General features: G+C 49.2%; 7 protein-coding genes. All 7 read left to right on the plus strand.

Annotated elements, in window-relative coordinates:
- Positions 1-440 precede the first annotated feature (440 nt).
- Positions 441-4,988: a glutamate synthase large subunit gene (gene gltB / locus AC6I8U_RS13520; protein ID WP_498017155.1), complete on the plus strand. Its 4,548-nt coding sequence runs from the start codon at positions 441-443 to the stop codon at positions 4,986-4,988.
- Positions 4,988-6,457 (plus strand): glutamate synthase subunit beta, encoded by a 1,470-nt coding sequence (locus AC6I8U_RS13525; protein WP_498017156.1) that lies wholly within the window; start codon positions 4,988-4,990, stop codon positions 6,455-6,457. Before gltB (AC6I8U_RS13520) ends, AC6I8U_RS13525 begins: the two co-directional genes overlap by 1 nt.
- Before the next feature lie 406 nt (positions 6,458-6,863).
- Positions 6,864-11,327 carry a glutamate synthase large subunit gene (gene gltB, locus AC6I8U_RS13530; RefSeq protein WP_498017157.1) on the plus strand — a complete coding sequence of 1,488 codons (4,464 nt, stop codon included), beginning with the start codon at positions 6,864-6,866 and terminating at the stop codon, positions 11,325-11,327.
- Between the two features lie 18 nt (positions 11,328-11,345).
- Complete coding sequence (locus tag AC6I8U_RS13535) at positions 11,346-12,758, plus strand: FAD-dependent oxidoreductase (protein ID WP_234494496.1); 1,413 nt, start codon at positions 11,346-11,348, stop codon at positions 12,756-12,758.
- Between the two features lie 58 nt (positions 12,759-12,816).
- Positions 12,817-13,257, plus strand: a complete 441-nt coding sequence (locus AC6I8U_RS13540; RefSeq protein WP_498017158.1) for a DUF1499 domain-containing protein — start codon at positions 12,817-12,819, stop codon at positions 13,255-13,257.
- A gap of 86 nt (positions 13,258-13,343) precedes the next feature.
- On the plus strand, positions 13,344-14,039 hold the full coding sequence (mtnN, locus tag AC6I8U_RS13545) for a 5'-methylthioadenosine/S-adenosylhomocysteine nucleosidase (protein ID WP_128647980.1): 696 nt from the start codon (positions 13,344-13,346) through the stop codon (positions 14,037-14,039).
- A gap of 43 nt (positions 14,040-14,082) precedes the next feature.
- Positions 14,083-15,036, plus strand: coding sequence for a cobalamin biosynthesis family protein (locus AC6I8U_RS13550; RefSeq protein ID WP_498017159.1), 954 nt, complete (start codon positions 14,083-14,085; stop codon positions 15,034-15,036).
- Positions 15,037-15,038 lie beyond the last annotated feature (2 nt).

The raw sequence follows: 15,038 nt of genomic DNA on the forward strand, positions 1-15,038 counted from the left end.
GCAACGAGCCTGTGAACAGCGCTTAACCAAAATCAATAAATATGCATAAAAACAAGCAAAAAACCGCAAATGTTGCGGTTATGTTATGGAATATATTCAAAACAAGATAAAAAAAATGTGTAACAGACGTAAGTTTCGTTGGAATTACACAGAACAAAATTGTAGGATACTTACACAATTCTGCTGTATTTGCCGTTTTTATTACAGCATGAATTAGTAGATAAAAGGTCGATATTCTACTCCCACCAACAGATTCCACTAGATTGTGGAACGTAGACATTGAATATCACCACGGAATGTTTTTCTCGCAACACATTTCCTGCGAGATGCAGAATGGACTCGAACACTGCCCCCTCTGGCAGTCAAGAATCAAAATTACAAAGGACAAGACGCAATCGCACACTCTAGTTGCGTCTAGATTTAACTGGAAGGAAGTATCTATGGTAGATAGAGAGCAGAATACACAGGGTCTGTATACTCCAGAATTGGAGCATGACGCTTGTGGTATCGGTTTTGTTGCTCACCTAAAAAACCGTAAATCTCACGAAGTAGTGACTCAAGCCCTGGATATGCTAGCGCGTATGGAACACCGTGGCGGTCAAGGTTGTGACCCATGCAGCGGTGATGGTGCAGGTATCCTACTTCAAAAGCCACACGAGTTTCTGTTAGAAGAGAGCGTGAAGCTTGGCATTAAACTGCCATCTTTCGAGAAGTACGGTGTTGGTGTGGTGCTATTCCCTAAAGACGAGCACAAACGCGCGCAATGTCGTGACATCCTAGAACGCAATGCTAAGCGTCTAGACCTAGAAGTCATTGGCTACCGTGTACTGCCAACCGACAACTCAATGATCGGTGCAGACCCACTCAGCACTGAGCCACAATTTGAGCACGTTTTTGTAACTGGCGGCCCTGGTTGTACGCCAGAAGAGCTTGAGCGCAAACTGTACGTTCTTCGTAACTACACAGTTCGTGTCTGTCTAGAAAGCGTGTCAAATATTGGCGATGACTTCTACATCAACTCCATGTCTTACAAGACACTTGTCTACAAGGGTCAGCTAACGACAGAGCAAGTACCTCAGTACTTCTTAGATCTACAAAATCCAACGATGGTGACGGCTCTGGCTCTCGTTCACTCTCGTTTCTCTACCAATACTTTCCCGAAATGGCGCCTAGCGCAGCCTTTCCGTTACATTGCCCACAACGGTGAAATCAACACAGTTCGCGGTAACTTGAACTGGATGAAGGCACGTGAAGCGATCATCGAATCTGACTTGTTCACTCAAGCAGAAATCGACATGCTGCTCCCTATCTGTCAAGAAGGTAGCTCGGATTCATCAAACTTCGACATGGCACTTGAGCTCCTAGTTCTGTCTGGTCGCAGCCTGCCACATGCACTGATGATGATGATCCCTGAAGCATGGCAAGAAAACAAAAACATGGATCCAACCCGTCGTGCGTTCTACCAGTACCACGCGAACGTTATGGAACCATGGGATGGCCCAGCATCAGTGTGTTTCACTGACGGTGTTCAGGTAGGTGCAACGCTTGACCGTAACGGTCTGCGTCCATCTCGTTATACTGTGACCAAAGATGACTTCCTAGTGATGGCATCGGAATCTGGTGTTGTCGACATTGAACCAGAGAACGTAGAGTTCCGTGGTCGTCTACAGCCAGGCCGTATCTTTGTTGCTGACCTAGAACAAGGTCGCATCATCTCTGATGAAGAAGTGAAAGATGGCATCGCAAGTGCTCAGCCATACCAGAAATGGGTGGAAGAGAACCTGCTTAGCCTGAAGAAACTTCCAGATGCGAGCAACGAATTCAGCCAACCTTCTCCAGAGAAGCTACTGCACAAACAGCAAGCGTTTGGTGTTAGCTCAGAAGAAGTGAACGAAATCATCGTACCTATGGCGAAAGATGGCAAAGAGCCACTCTCTGCAATGGGTGCTGACTGGCCACTAGCGATCCTTTCGCATCAGTCACAACATCTATCTAACTACTTTAAGCAGCTGTTTGCTCAGGTTACCAACCCGCCAATCGATCCGATTCGTGAGCGTATGGTAATGTCTCTGAACACTTACCTAGGTAAGGATCAGAACCTACTGACTGAGTCTCCAGAGCACTGTCAAAAAGTTGAGCTTGAGTCTCCAGTTCTGTCTAACTCTGAACTTGAGAAGCTACGTGCTATCGATAATGAGCACCTGCAAGCGAAAACTCTGGATATCGTATTCCAAGCAAGTGAAGACGAAGGCAAGCTAGAGCGTGCACTGAAACGTATCTGTCAGTACGCAGAAGACGCGGTTATCGATGGTTACTCAATCATCTTGCTAACTGACCGTGCTATCAACTCTAACCACGCAGCTATCCCAGCAATGTTGGCGGTCGGTGCCGTTCACCACCACCTAATCCGCAAGGGCTTGCGTGCTAAGTGTGACATCGTGGTAGAAACGGGTGACGCACGTGAAACGCACCACTTTGCAACACTAGTGGGCTACGGTGCGAACGCTGTGAACCCATACCTAGTTATCGAAACTATGGTAGAGCTACAGCGTACTAAGAAGCTTGACCCAGAAACCAGCATCTCTGAGCTGTTCGAGAATTACCGTAAGTCTATCAACGGCGGTCTTCTGAAGATCTTCTCGAAGATGGGTATCTCAACGCTGCAGTCTTACCACGGTGCACAGATCTTTGAAGCGCTTGGTATCAGCAAATCTGTCGTAGAGAAATACTTCACGGGTACGGTTTCTCGTATCCAAGGTCTAACCATTGATGACATCGCAAAAGAAGTACTGATCCGTCACCGTGTTGGCTTCCCAACGCGTGAGATCCCAGTACAAGTTCTTGATGTTGGTGGTGTTTACCAATGGAAACAGCGTGGTGAGAAGCACCTGTTCAACCCAGAAACTATCTCGCTACTGCAACAGTCAACTCGCAACAAAGACTACGCTCAGTTTAAGCAATACGCGAAAGCGGTTGATGACCAAGGCGACAACGCAGCAACACTGCGCAGCCAGCTAGACTTTGTTAAGAACCCAGCAGGTTCGATTCCTCTAGAAGAAGTTGAGCCAATTGAAAGCATCCTTAAGCGTTTCGCAACAGGTGCAATGTCGTTCGGTTCTATCTCGTACGAAGCTCACTCTACTCTAGCTGTCGCGATGAACCGCATTGGCGCGAAGTCGAACTCAGGTGAAGGTGGTGAAGACCCAGCTCGTTTCGAGCGTAAAGAGAACGGTGACTGGGAACGCTCTGCTATCAAGCAGGTTGCATCCGGCCGCTTTGGTGTGACTTCTTACTACCTAACTAACTCTGAAGAAATTCAGATCAAGATGGCGCAGGGTGCGAAGCCAGGCGAAGGTGGTCAGCTACCAGGTGATAAAGTCGATGACTGGATCGGTGCGACTCGTCACTCAACTCCAGGGGTTGGTCTGATTTCTCCACCGCCACACCACGATATCTACTCAATCGAAGATTTGGCTCAGCTGATCTACGACTTGAAGAATGCCAACCGTGCTGGTCGCGTCAACGTGAAACTGGTATCGGAAGCAGGCGTTGGTACTATCGCCTCAGGTGTAGCGAAAGCGAAAGCAGACGTGGTCCTTATTGCTGGTTTCGATGGTGGTACCGGTGCATCACCAATGTCTTCTATTCGCCACACTGGTCTTCCTTGGGAGCTAGGTTTGGCAGAAACACACCAAACGCTTCTGAAGAACGGCCTACGTAACCGTATCGTGGTTCAATCTGATGGTCAGATGAAAACGCCACGAGACCTTGCCGTTGCGACTCTGCTAGGTGCTGAGGAATGGGGTGTGGCAACAGCCGCTCTGGTTGTTGAAGGCTGTATCATGATGCGTAAGTGTCACAAGAACACCTGTCCTGTCGGTATCGCAACACAAAACAAAACGCTACGTGAGCGCTTTGATGGCCGCGTAGAAGACGTTGTTACCTTCTTCCAATACATGGCTGAAGGCCTACGTGAAGTCATGGCTGAGCTTGGCTTCCGCACTATCGATGAGATGGTGGGTCAATCTCAGAAACTGAAGATCCGCGACGACATCGCTCACTGGAAATACAAGAACCTCGACCTATCGCCAGTTCTACACATCGAACAAGCGCGTGAAGAAGACGGTGTTTACAACCAGACCGAGCAAAACCATAACCTAGAAGAGGTTCTGGACCGTAAGTTAATTCAAGCGGCTATCCCAGCACTTGAGAAGGGTGAAGCCGTTAACGCTGAATTCCCAATCATCAACACGGATCGCTCTGCAGGTACCATGCTGTCGAACGAAATCTCTAAAGTGTACAAAGACCAAGGTCTACCACAGCCAATGAACGTCAAGTTTAACGGCAGCGCTGGTCAGTCATTCGGTGCTTTCCTTGCTAAGGGCGTGAAGTTCGAAGTGGAAGGTGATGCGAACGATTACTGGGGTAAAGGTCTCTCTGGCGGTACGCTAGTACTGTACCCAGATGCGAAATCAAGCATCGTTGCAGAAGACAACATCGTTGTTGGTAACGTTTGTTTCTATGGTGCAACGTCGGGTGAATCATACATCCGCGGTATGGCCGGTGAGCGCTTCTGTGTTCGTAACTCTGGCGCGAAAGTTGTGGTTGAAGGCGTGGGTGACCACGGCTGTGAATACATGACTGGCGGTGTGGCGGTTATCCTTGGTTCAACAGGTCGTAACTTTGCTGCTGGTATGAGTGGTGGTGTGGCGTATGTTTGGGATAAAGCAGGTGACTTTGAAACCAAGCTAAACCCAGAATTGGTCGACCTAGATCCAATCGAACAAGAAGATCGCGAACTACTACTAGACATGCTGACTAAGCATGTGGAGTTCACAGGAAGTGAAGTCGCTCAGTCGTTCTTAGACAACTTTGAAGCCAGCCTTGCATCACTAGTGAAAGTAATGCCACGTGACTACAAAGCCGTGCTACTAAAGCGCAAAGCAGAAGCTGAGCAAGCTCAAACGGAAGAAGTGGAGGCAGTATAATGGGTAAGCCTACTGGATTTTTAGAACATGGTCGCGAGCTTCCAGGGAAGCTCGACCCAGCGGTTCGTATTGAAAACAACAAAGAGTTCGTTCTTAACGAAGAGTTTGGCGATAAGATCAATACTCAGGCTTCTCGTTGTATGGATTGTGGCGTACCTTTCTGCCACAACGGTTGCCCAATCGGCAACATCATCCCTGAGTTTAACGATGCTGTGTATCGTGACAGCTGGGAAGAAGCTTGGCGCATCCTAAGCACAACCAACAACTTCCCAGAGTTTACAGGTCGTGTGTGTCCTGCTCCGTGTGAAAGTGCCTGTGTACTTGGTATTAACCAAGACCCAATCACCATCTGTAACATTGAGAAGACCATTGTTGAAACGGCTTACCGTGAAGGCTACGCGAAACCTAAAACGCCGCGCTCTCGCACCGGTAAAACTGTCGCTATCATCGGCTCAGGTCCTGCAGGTCTATCTGCAGCTGAGCAGCTGAACAGCGCAGGTCACTCGGTAACCGTATTCGAGCGTGATGAGAAAGTCGGTGGTCTCCTGCGCTTTGGTATTCCTGACTTCAAACTAGGCATGGACATCATTGACCGTAAAATCAACCTAATGGCTGAAGCGGGCATTGAGTTCAAGGTTAACCAACACATTGGTGTTGATGTGAACGCGCAGCAGCTTCGTCAAGAGTTTGATGTGGTACTGCTAACCGGCGGCTCTACTGTTCCTCGCGACCTACCGGTTCCAGGACGTGAGCTAAAAGGCGTTCACTTTGCGATGGAGTTCCTAGCGCAAAACAACCGCCGTGCTAACGACATGGATCTTAAAGGTGAAGAAATTCACGCTAAAGATAAGCATGTTGTGGTTATCGGTGGTGGTGATACAGGCTCTGACTGTGTGGGCACCTCGAACCGTCATAAAGCCGCAAGCGTTACTCAGGTAGAAATCATGCCGATTCCACCAGAAAAACGTCCTGCTAACATGCCATGGCCGCAATACCCGATGATCATGAAGACCACAACTTCTCACGAAGAAGGCTGTGACCGTCATTGGAACATCTTGACCAAAGAGTTTATCGGTAACGATGAGGGCCAAGTAACGGGACTTCGTATTGCAGATATCGTTTGGAAAGACGCCGCTCCAGGTGAGCGCCCAAGCTTTGAAGAAGTTGCTGGCTCTGAGCGCGTAATCCCATGCGACATGGCGTTCCTAGCAATGGGCTTCCTACACCCAGAACCAACGGGTGTTCTAGCTCAGCTTGATATCAAACTGGATGAGCGTGGTAATGTTGCTGCGGAAAACTTCCAGACTAACCAACAAGGTGTATTTGCTGCAGGTGACATGCGCACAGGCCAATCTCTGGTCGTACGCTGTATCAACGAAGGTCGCGAGTGTGCGCGTGCCATCGATGAGTACCTAATGGGCAACACAAACCTTGAAGCGAAAGCAGATTCATTAATGCTTTCAGCTTAAAGGCAGACTGTCTAGTTACACGGATAAGTAACTAACAGCATTCCTTCCGAATTTGGCCAGCTTATGCTGGCCTTTTTTATCCCCCATAATCCCTTATCATGTAGCGCAAAAGTCTAGTGCTACTGGCGATGCGCCTCCTTAAATTTGTTAACCTTCTCACTTTTTGCGAGACAAGCCTTTGTTCTTCAAGCAGATAATTCGTTTGATTTTCCGCAACATACACAACAAATTCCTGAAAACTTGACCTTTATTGCCATAACCTATACGTTGTGAAGTTCGTGAAAATAAAATAGATGCAAATTGTTAACGATTAACGACTAAAAATTTGACTCAAATAACAACAAAAAGTCATTAAAAAGCATTAATTTACTGTCAGGATGACAGCAAGCTCAAAGGGAGAAAGGCAATGGCTCTTTACGATCCAAGTCTTGTAAAAGACAACTGTGGATTTGGCCTTATTGCGCATATGCAAGGTCAACCAAGCCACAAACTGGTTCGCACCGCAATCTCAGCACTGGACCGCATGACTCACCGCGGCGGCATCAACTCAGATGGAAAAACAGGCGATGGTTGTGGTTTATTACTTCAAAAACCCGATTCTTATTTCCGGCTTATTGCAGAAGAAAACGAGTGGAACCTAGGTAAACAATATGCCGTCGGCATGATGTTCCTATCCAAAGACCCGGTTAAAGCCCAATCTGCAAAAGACATCATCAACCAAGAATTGTCTCAAGAAACTCTGACGATAGCTGGCTGGCGTGATGTGCCAACCAATGAAGACGTACTCGGTCCTATCGCACTCAGTTCATTACCAAATATCGTCCAAGTTTTCATCTCTGCACCAGCAGGTTGGCGCGAACAAGATGTAGAAAGACGCCTTTACATCGCCAAGCGCCGTATTGAAAAACGCATCACTGAAGACGAAGATTTCTACATCTGTAGTTTGTCGACTCAGGTGATCGTCTACAAAGGTCTGTGTATGCCGGCCGATCTGCCGCGATTTTACCTCGATCTTGCTGATCTTCGCATGGAATCATCGATCTGTTTGTTCCACCAGCGCTTTTCTACCAACACACAACCACGTTGGCCATTGGCACAGCCGTTCCGCTACTTAGCGCACAATGGTGAGATTAATACCATTGAAGGCAATCGCCAATGGGCGAAAGCTCGCGCCTACAAATTTGCATCACCGCTGCTCCCTGATCTGCAAACGGCAGCTCCATTTGTTAACGAGACCGGCTCAGACTCTTCGAGCCTAGATAATATGCTCGACCTATTCCTATCTGGTGGTATGGATATCTTCCGAGCGATGCGAATGCTGGTTCCACCAGCATGGCAAAACCACCCTGACATGGACCCAGACCTTCGTGCCTTCTACGACTTTAACTCCAAACACATGGAGCCTTGGGATGGTCCGGCTGGTATCGTGCTCTCAGACGGTCGCTATGCCGCCTGTAACCTTGACCGCAATGGCCTGCGCCCAGCACGTTATGTGATTACCAAAGACAACCTTATTACGCTTGCATCTGAGGTTGGTATCTGGGATTACGCTCCAGATGAAGTGGCAGAGAAAGGACGCGTCGGTCCTGGTGAGCTGCTCGTCGTCGATACTCAAGAAGGCGAGCTGTGGCACTCCGATGACATCGACAATGATCTCAAAAGCCGCCACCCATATCGTGAGTGGATGGAAAACAACGTACATAAGCTCACGCCATTTAGTGCGCTGACTGACGATCAGGTCGGTGAACGTAGCTTCGATGAGACTCTGCTCAAGACCTACCAAAAACAATTCGCCATGACCAACGAAGAAACCGACCAGGTGCTTCGTGTGCTCGGCGATATGAGCCAAGAAGCCGTTGGCTCTATGGGTGACGATACACCGATGGCGGTACTGTCTTCAAAAGAGCGTTTGGTAACGGACTACTTCCGCCAGAAATTTGCTCAGGTAACAAACCCGCCTATCGACCCACTGCGTGAAAAACATGTGATGTCGCTTGCGACCAGTGTCGGTCAGGAAATGAACGTATTCTGTGAGACCGACGGACACGCCTATCGTGTGACCTTCGACTCACCTGTACTGCTTTACTCTGACATGCAGCAGCTACTCGAACTGAGCGACAAGCACTATCGCAATACGATCCTCGATATTAACTACGATCCAAACGAGAAAGATCTCAAGCAAGCCCTACTCGATCTCTGCGATCAAGCAGAATCCGTTGTTAAAGAAGGGACGGTTCTTGTAGTACTTTCGGATCGCGCGCTCGTGAAAGGCAAGCTGCCTATTCCTGCAGCGATGGCAGTTGGCGCGGTGCAAACACGATTGATTGACGCCAACCTTCGCTGTGATGCCAATATCATTGTCGAGACCGCAACCGCGCGTGACCCACATCAGTTTGCTGTACTAATGGGCTTTGGTGCGACGGCTGTCTACCCTTACCTAGCCTATGAAGCGCTAGGTAAACTCGTCGATGACGGGGCAATTGATAAAAGCTACCGCGACGTGATGCAAAACTATCAATACGGCATCAACAAGGGTCTTTACAAGATCATGTCGAAGATGGGGATCTCGACCATCGCGTCCTATCGATGTTCACAACTGTTTGAAGCCGTTGGTCTGCACACCGACGTGGTCGACTTATGCTTTAAAGGCGTCACCACGCGTATCCAGGGCGCAAGCTTTGACGACTTCCAACAAGACTTGTATAACCTTTCTCGCAAGGCGTGGGCAAAACGTAAAGCCGTTGAACACGGCGGTCTACTCAAATACGTTCACGATGGTGAGTACCATGCGTACAACCCTGATGTCGTAGGTACACTGCAGCAAGCCGTTAAATCCGGTGATGCCGCAGATTATAAATCCTACGCCAAGCAAGTGAACGACCGCCCTACTGCGATGCTGCGTGACTTGATGAAGCTGAAAAAAGCGGACCAAGCACTACCGCTCGAACAGATTGAGGCTAATACTGAGCTATTTAAACGCTTTGACTCAGCCGCGATGTCCATTGGGGCATTGAGCCCAGAGGCGCATGAAGCACTTGCCATGGCAATGAACAAGCTTGGCGGCTACTCCAACTCTGGTGAAGGTGGTGAAGATCCACGTCGCTTTGGTACCAACCGTAACTCTCGCATTAAGCAGATAGCGTCTGGCCGTTTTGGGGTGACACCACACTACCTCACTAATGCCGACGTCCTGCAAATCAAGGTCGCTCAAGGCGCAAAACCAGGTGAAGGCGGACAGCTTCCTGGGCATAAGGTGACAGCCGAAATTGCTAAGCTGCGTCACTCGGTGCAAGGGGTGACACTCATCTCCCCTCCTCCGCATCACGATATCTACTCCATCGAAGATTTAGCGCAGCTTATCTTCGATTTGAAGCAGGTTAACCCAGATGCCCTGGTATCGGTAAAACTGGTTTCTGAGCCGGGTGTTGGCACGATTGCTACCGGCGTTGCCAAAGCTTATGCCGACCTCATTACCATCTCTGGTTACGATGGCGGTACGGCGGCAAGCCCACTGACATCGGTCAAGTACGCAGGCTGTCCTTGGGAACTCGGTCTTGCCGAAACCCAGCAGGCACTGGTTGCCAATAACCTTCGTCATAAGATCCGACTCCAAGTCGATGGCGGTCTAAAAACCGGATTAGACGTTGTGAAAGCAGCCATTCTTGGCGCAGAGAGCTTCGGTTTCGGTACTGCGCCTATGGTCGCAATGGGTTGTAAGTTCCTGAGAATTTGTCACCTCAATAACTGCGCAACAGGCGTTGCAACGCAAGACGAAACGCTGCGTAAAGAGTACTTCAAGGGCTTACCTGAAATGGTGGTCAACTACTTCACTGGGCTTGCAGATGAAGTGCGCGAACTGCTCGCTAAGTTAGGGGTAGAAAAGCTCACCGACCTAATCGGTCGAACGGATTTATTGGAAGCCGTAGAGGGCATGACGGCGAAGCAATCCAAGCTTGATCTGTCGAGTATCCTCGAAACGCCAGTATCGCCGCTATCTCATCCTCTGTATTGGACTGAGCCCAATCAGCCGTTTGACAAAGCGGAGCTTAACCAAAAGATTATCGAAGAAACCGAAGCTGCAGTAGAAAGCAGAGCCGGTGGTAGCTTCTACTTCGATGTAAGAAACACCGACCGCTCTGTGGGCGCAAGACTCTCTGGTAGCGTTGCTAAGCGCTATGGCAACCAAGGTATGGCGACGAGTCCAATCAAACTGTATCTCGATGGTACTGCAGGCCAATCACTCGGCGTTTGGAATGCTGGCGGCGTAGAAATATACCTAACGGGCGACGCCAATGACTATGTTGGCAAGGGCATGGCTGGCGGTAAGTTGGTTATCAAGCCTCACGTGGGTACCACCTTCGCTTGCAATGACGCCACCATCGTTGGTAACACCTGCCTCTACGGCGCGACAGGCGGTAAGCTCTTTGCTGCAGGTACCGCAGGGGAACGCTTTGGAGTGCGCAACTCCGGCACCATTGCTGTGATTGAAGGAGCTGGTGACAATGCCTGTGAGTATATGACTGGAGGTATCGTCGCGATTCTTGGCGCGACTGGCGTTAACTTTGGTGCGGGTATGACAGGTGGTTTTGCCTACGTCATGGATAGCAATGAGGACTTTAAAGGTCGCGTCAACACGGAATCGGTAGAAGCGATTTCGCTGTCTGATTTGTATATCCATCAAGAGCATCTACGCGGACTTATCGCTGAGCACCTAGAAGAGACAGGCTCAGTGCACGCCGAAAACATTCTGGCGAACTTCGATGAATGGATTCCGAAGTTCTATCTCGTCAAGCCAAAGGCTGCGGATCTTCGCACCTTACTTGGTCACCAAAGCCGAAGCGCTGCAGAGCTGCGCGTTCAAGCACAGTAGTTGGAAGGAGCCAGAATAATGAGCCAGAACGTATACCAATTTATTGATGTGAACCGCGTCGACCCAGCTAAAAAGCCGATTAAGGTTCGCAAAATCGAGTTCGTGGAAATCTACGAACCCTTTACCAAGCAGCAGGCGACAGCTCAGGCCGATCGCTGCCTCGACTGCGGTAACCCATACTGTGAATGGAAATGCCCAGTTCACAACTACATCCCACAATGGCTAAAGCTAGCCAACGAGGGACGTATCATAGAAGCGGCTGAACTCTCACATCAAACCAACAGCTTGCCAGAGGTCTGTGGTCGAGTGTGTCCGCAAGATCGCCTGTGTGAGGGGTCATGTACACTAAACGACGACTTCGGTGCGGTCACTATCGGCAATATCGAAAAGTACATCACCGACAAAGCGTTCGAGATGGGCTGGAAGCCAGACATGTCTCACGTGGAATGGACGGATAAGAAAGTGGCCATTATTGGCGCGGGACCAGCAGGTCTTGCCGCTGCCGATATTCTAGCACGTAATGGTGTTAAGCCCGTCGTCTTTGATCGTTATCCCGAGATTGGAGGTCTACTCACCTTTGGTATTCCCTCTTTCAAACTAGAGAAAGACGTCATGATAAACCGCCGCCGCATCTTTACTGAGATGGGGGTTGAGTTCCAGCTCAACACAGAAGTCGGCAAAGACGTTGAGATGGCGACGTTAATTGAAGAGTATGACGCCGTTTTCCTTGGTGTAGGGACCTACAAAAATATGCGAGCGGGCCTCGAGAACGAGAACGCACCTGGCGTCTTTGATGCCCTACCGTTTCTTATCTCAAACACCTACAAGGTCATGGAGCTTGATGGTGAGCAACCGTTCATTGATATGAAAGGTAAGAAGGTCGTAGTACTCGGTGGTGGCGATACGGCGATGGACTGTGTTCGCACCTCTATTCGTCAAAGTGCGAGTAGTGTGGTTTGTGCCTATCGCCGAGACGAAGCCAACATGCCAGGGTCCAGACGTGAGGTGAAAAATGCCCGTGAAGAAGGGGTTAACTTTATGTTTAACCTTCAGCCACTGGGCATTGAGGTTGATGCCAATGGTAATGCCTGCGGCGTTAAAGTTGTAAAAACCGCTCTGGGTGAACCCGATGAAGCCGGTCGCCGCCGTCCAGAACCCGTAGAAGGCAGCGAACATGTACTGGAAGCCGACGCGGTGATCATGGCATTCGGGTTCCAGCCACATCAGATGTCTTGGCTAGAACCTTATGGCGTTGACCTTGACCAATGGGGTCGCATTAAAGCGCCTGTATCTCAAGAGTTTATGTATCAAACCACCAATGAGAAGATCTTCGCCGGAGGTGACGCGGTACGTGGCTCTGATTTGGTTGTTACCGCCATTGACGAGGGACGCAAAGCGGCAGAAGGCATACTAGACTTCTTAGATGTATAGAGTGAAAACAACAATACGTTAAGCCCAGCTCTGCTGGGCTTTTGTTTAAGGGAACATCATGACCAAAGCCAAGCTATTAACGCTTTCCTCCATCGTTTTTCTTACGGCCTGCGGAGCTGGCTACAAAACCACAACGGACCGCACTGACGAGCCATGTGGAGACAGTCCTCGCTGCGTCTCTACCCAAGATAGCCGTGAAGAATTTAATCTCGCCCCTTTCAAACTCGCCCCCAATACCAACATCAACCAAATCGAAACCGTCGCTTTAAGCTTCGATAATGCAGAGGTTTCCGCCATTGATGACAACTACCTACGGGTTGAATACACCTCCAGCGTGTTCCGTTATGTTGATGATATGGAGGTAAAAATCCAAGATGGGGAACTGAGAGTTCGCTCTGAGGCACGCATCGGCTACTACGATTTTGATGTCAATCGGAAGCGGGTTGAAGCCTTTCGCGCTAAGCTCATCGAAACTGGATTGATCATCGCAAATCCCTAATTGCTCAATCTCGCAAAGGTTGGGAAGCGAGGCGACTGTTGCTATACTGCACGCCAAAATACGTTTTCCAACTTGAGAGAATCTCTATGAAAATCGGCGTAATCGGCGCAATGGAACAAGAAGTTTCCATCCTAAAAGCAGCACTTACTAACCTAGAAGAAACCAAAAAAGGCGGTTGTACCTTCTTTACGGGTCAACTTCACAATGTTGATATAGTGCTACTTCAATCAGGTATCGGTAAAGTAGCCGCTGCAGTGGGCACGACGATTCTTCTTAGCGATTACCAACCAGATGTTGTGATTAACACAGGCTCTGCAGGTGGCTTTGAGTCTTCTCTTAACCTAGGTGATGTGGTTATCTCGACTGAAGTTCGTCACCACGATGCTGACGTGACAGCATTTGGCTACGAGATTGGTCAGATGGCAGGTCAACCAGCGGCATTCACTGCTGACCAAAAGCTAATGGATGTGGCAGAGAAAGCACTCGCACAAATGGAAGACAAGCATGCGGTACGCGGTTTGATCTGTACTGGTGATGAGTTCGTTTGCCGCCCAGAGCGTCAAGCATTCATCCGTGAGAACTTCCCTGGTGTTATCGCTGTAGAAATGGAAGCGTCTGCTATTGCGCAAACATGTCACCAATTCAACACACCATTTGTTGTGGTTCGTGCCATTTCTGATGTTGCAGATAAAGAATCACCAATGAGCTTTGAAGAGTTCCTACCTTTAGCGGCGCAAAGCTCGTCTGAAATGGTAGTTAAAATGGTTGAACTGCTTAAATAAGCAGACGTTCTTGCCAAGAACTTAACGTACAAGGACGACGTCAATGAGCTCTTTTTTCGAGAGTTTATATGCCAATGGTGCACTCCTAACTCTGTGGGGTGCACTTTTGTTTCATCTACTCATTCCTATCCCACCAGCGGCGCACCCAGTGCGATTTTGGCAACTCTTGCTCACCAATATCGCCCAAAAGGTGAATCAGCCTAACGCCTCGAGTCAGCAGCAAAGACTCTCTGGCTCACTTGCTCTGCTTTTACTAACCTTGCCCACACTCGCTGTACTCATAGCACTGCAATCTTTGGTGTGGAAAGCGGAATTTTATCAACTGGCGCTTTTGCTGCTTGCCGTTGAGTGGCGTGGTAACGAGTTATTTGCTCGACGTTTTATCGACGCACTCGCCAAGGAAGACAAACACACTGCCCGGCATTTGCTTTCATCTCGAGTCAATCGAGACACCGCCTCTCTGTCATTGCTAGGACTTGGCAAAGCGGGCGCTGAAAGCGTCATCATGGGATATGCTAGAAACGTCATTGGCGTCTTGTTTTGGTACGGCGTCGCAGGGGGTATTGGCGCACTGATGTATCGACTATGCGCGGAGATTGCACGCAATTGGAGTCCGCATAAACCCGGCTATGCCACCTTTGGCAAGCCCGCTGCGTGGTTGTTTATGGTGGTCGATTATGTGCCGCAAAAACTCTTCTCTCTTACTGTACTACTTGGTATGTCAGCTAAAGCCGTTCAACAAACGCTTAGCCAAGCCAAAGCATGGGCCAATTCAGCGACGAGCTGGCTTATCTGTGGCTATGCCAACCGTTTTGAATTAGCGCTGGGTGGTCCCGCTATTTATGGGGATGAGAAATTACAACGAGCACGCATTGGTGGAAAAATCGCACCTGCGGCTATTCATATCGCTCAAGTTCAGAAACACCTAGCTTGGCGAATCTATATTTGGCTGATGCTGCAAAGCGCAGCGATGTTCATCATCTATCAAGGGTTGTAACT

It is taken from the genome of Vibrio sp. KUL80, from assembly GCF_059725495.1.

What these genes read in the sequence shown, in the direction of transcription:
- gltB (WP_498017155.1), top strand. Translation starts at nt 441, where the DNA reads ATGGTAGATAGAGAGCAGAATACACAGGGTCTGTATACTCCAGAATTG.
- AC6I8U_RS13525 (WP_498017156.1), top strand. Translation starts at nt 4,988, where the DNA reads ATGGGTAAGCCTACTGGATTTTTAGAACATGGTCGCGAGCTTCCAGGG.
- gltB (WP_498017157.1), top strand. Translation starts at nt 6,864, where the DNA reads ATGGCTCTTTACGATCCAAGTCTTGTAAAAGACAACTGTGGATTTGGC.
- AC6I8U_RS13535 (WP_234494496.1), top strand. Translation starts at nt 11,346, where the DNA reads ATGAGCCAGAACGTATACCAATTTATTGATGTGAACCGCGTCGACCCA.
- AC6I8U_RS13540 (WP_498017158.1), top strand. Translation starts at nt 12,817, where the DNA reads ATGACCAAAGCCAAGCTATTAACGCTTTCCTCCATCGTTTTTCTTACG.
- mtnN (WP_128647980.1), top strand. Translation starts at nt 13,344, where the DNA reads ATGAAAATCGGCGTAATCGGCGCAATGGAACAAGAAGTTTCCATCCTA.
- AC6I8U_RS13550 (WP_498017159.1), top strand. Translation starts at nt 14,083, where the DNA reads ATGAGCTCTTTTTTCGAGAGTTTATATGCCAATGGTGCACTCCTAACT.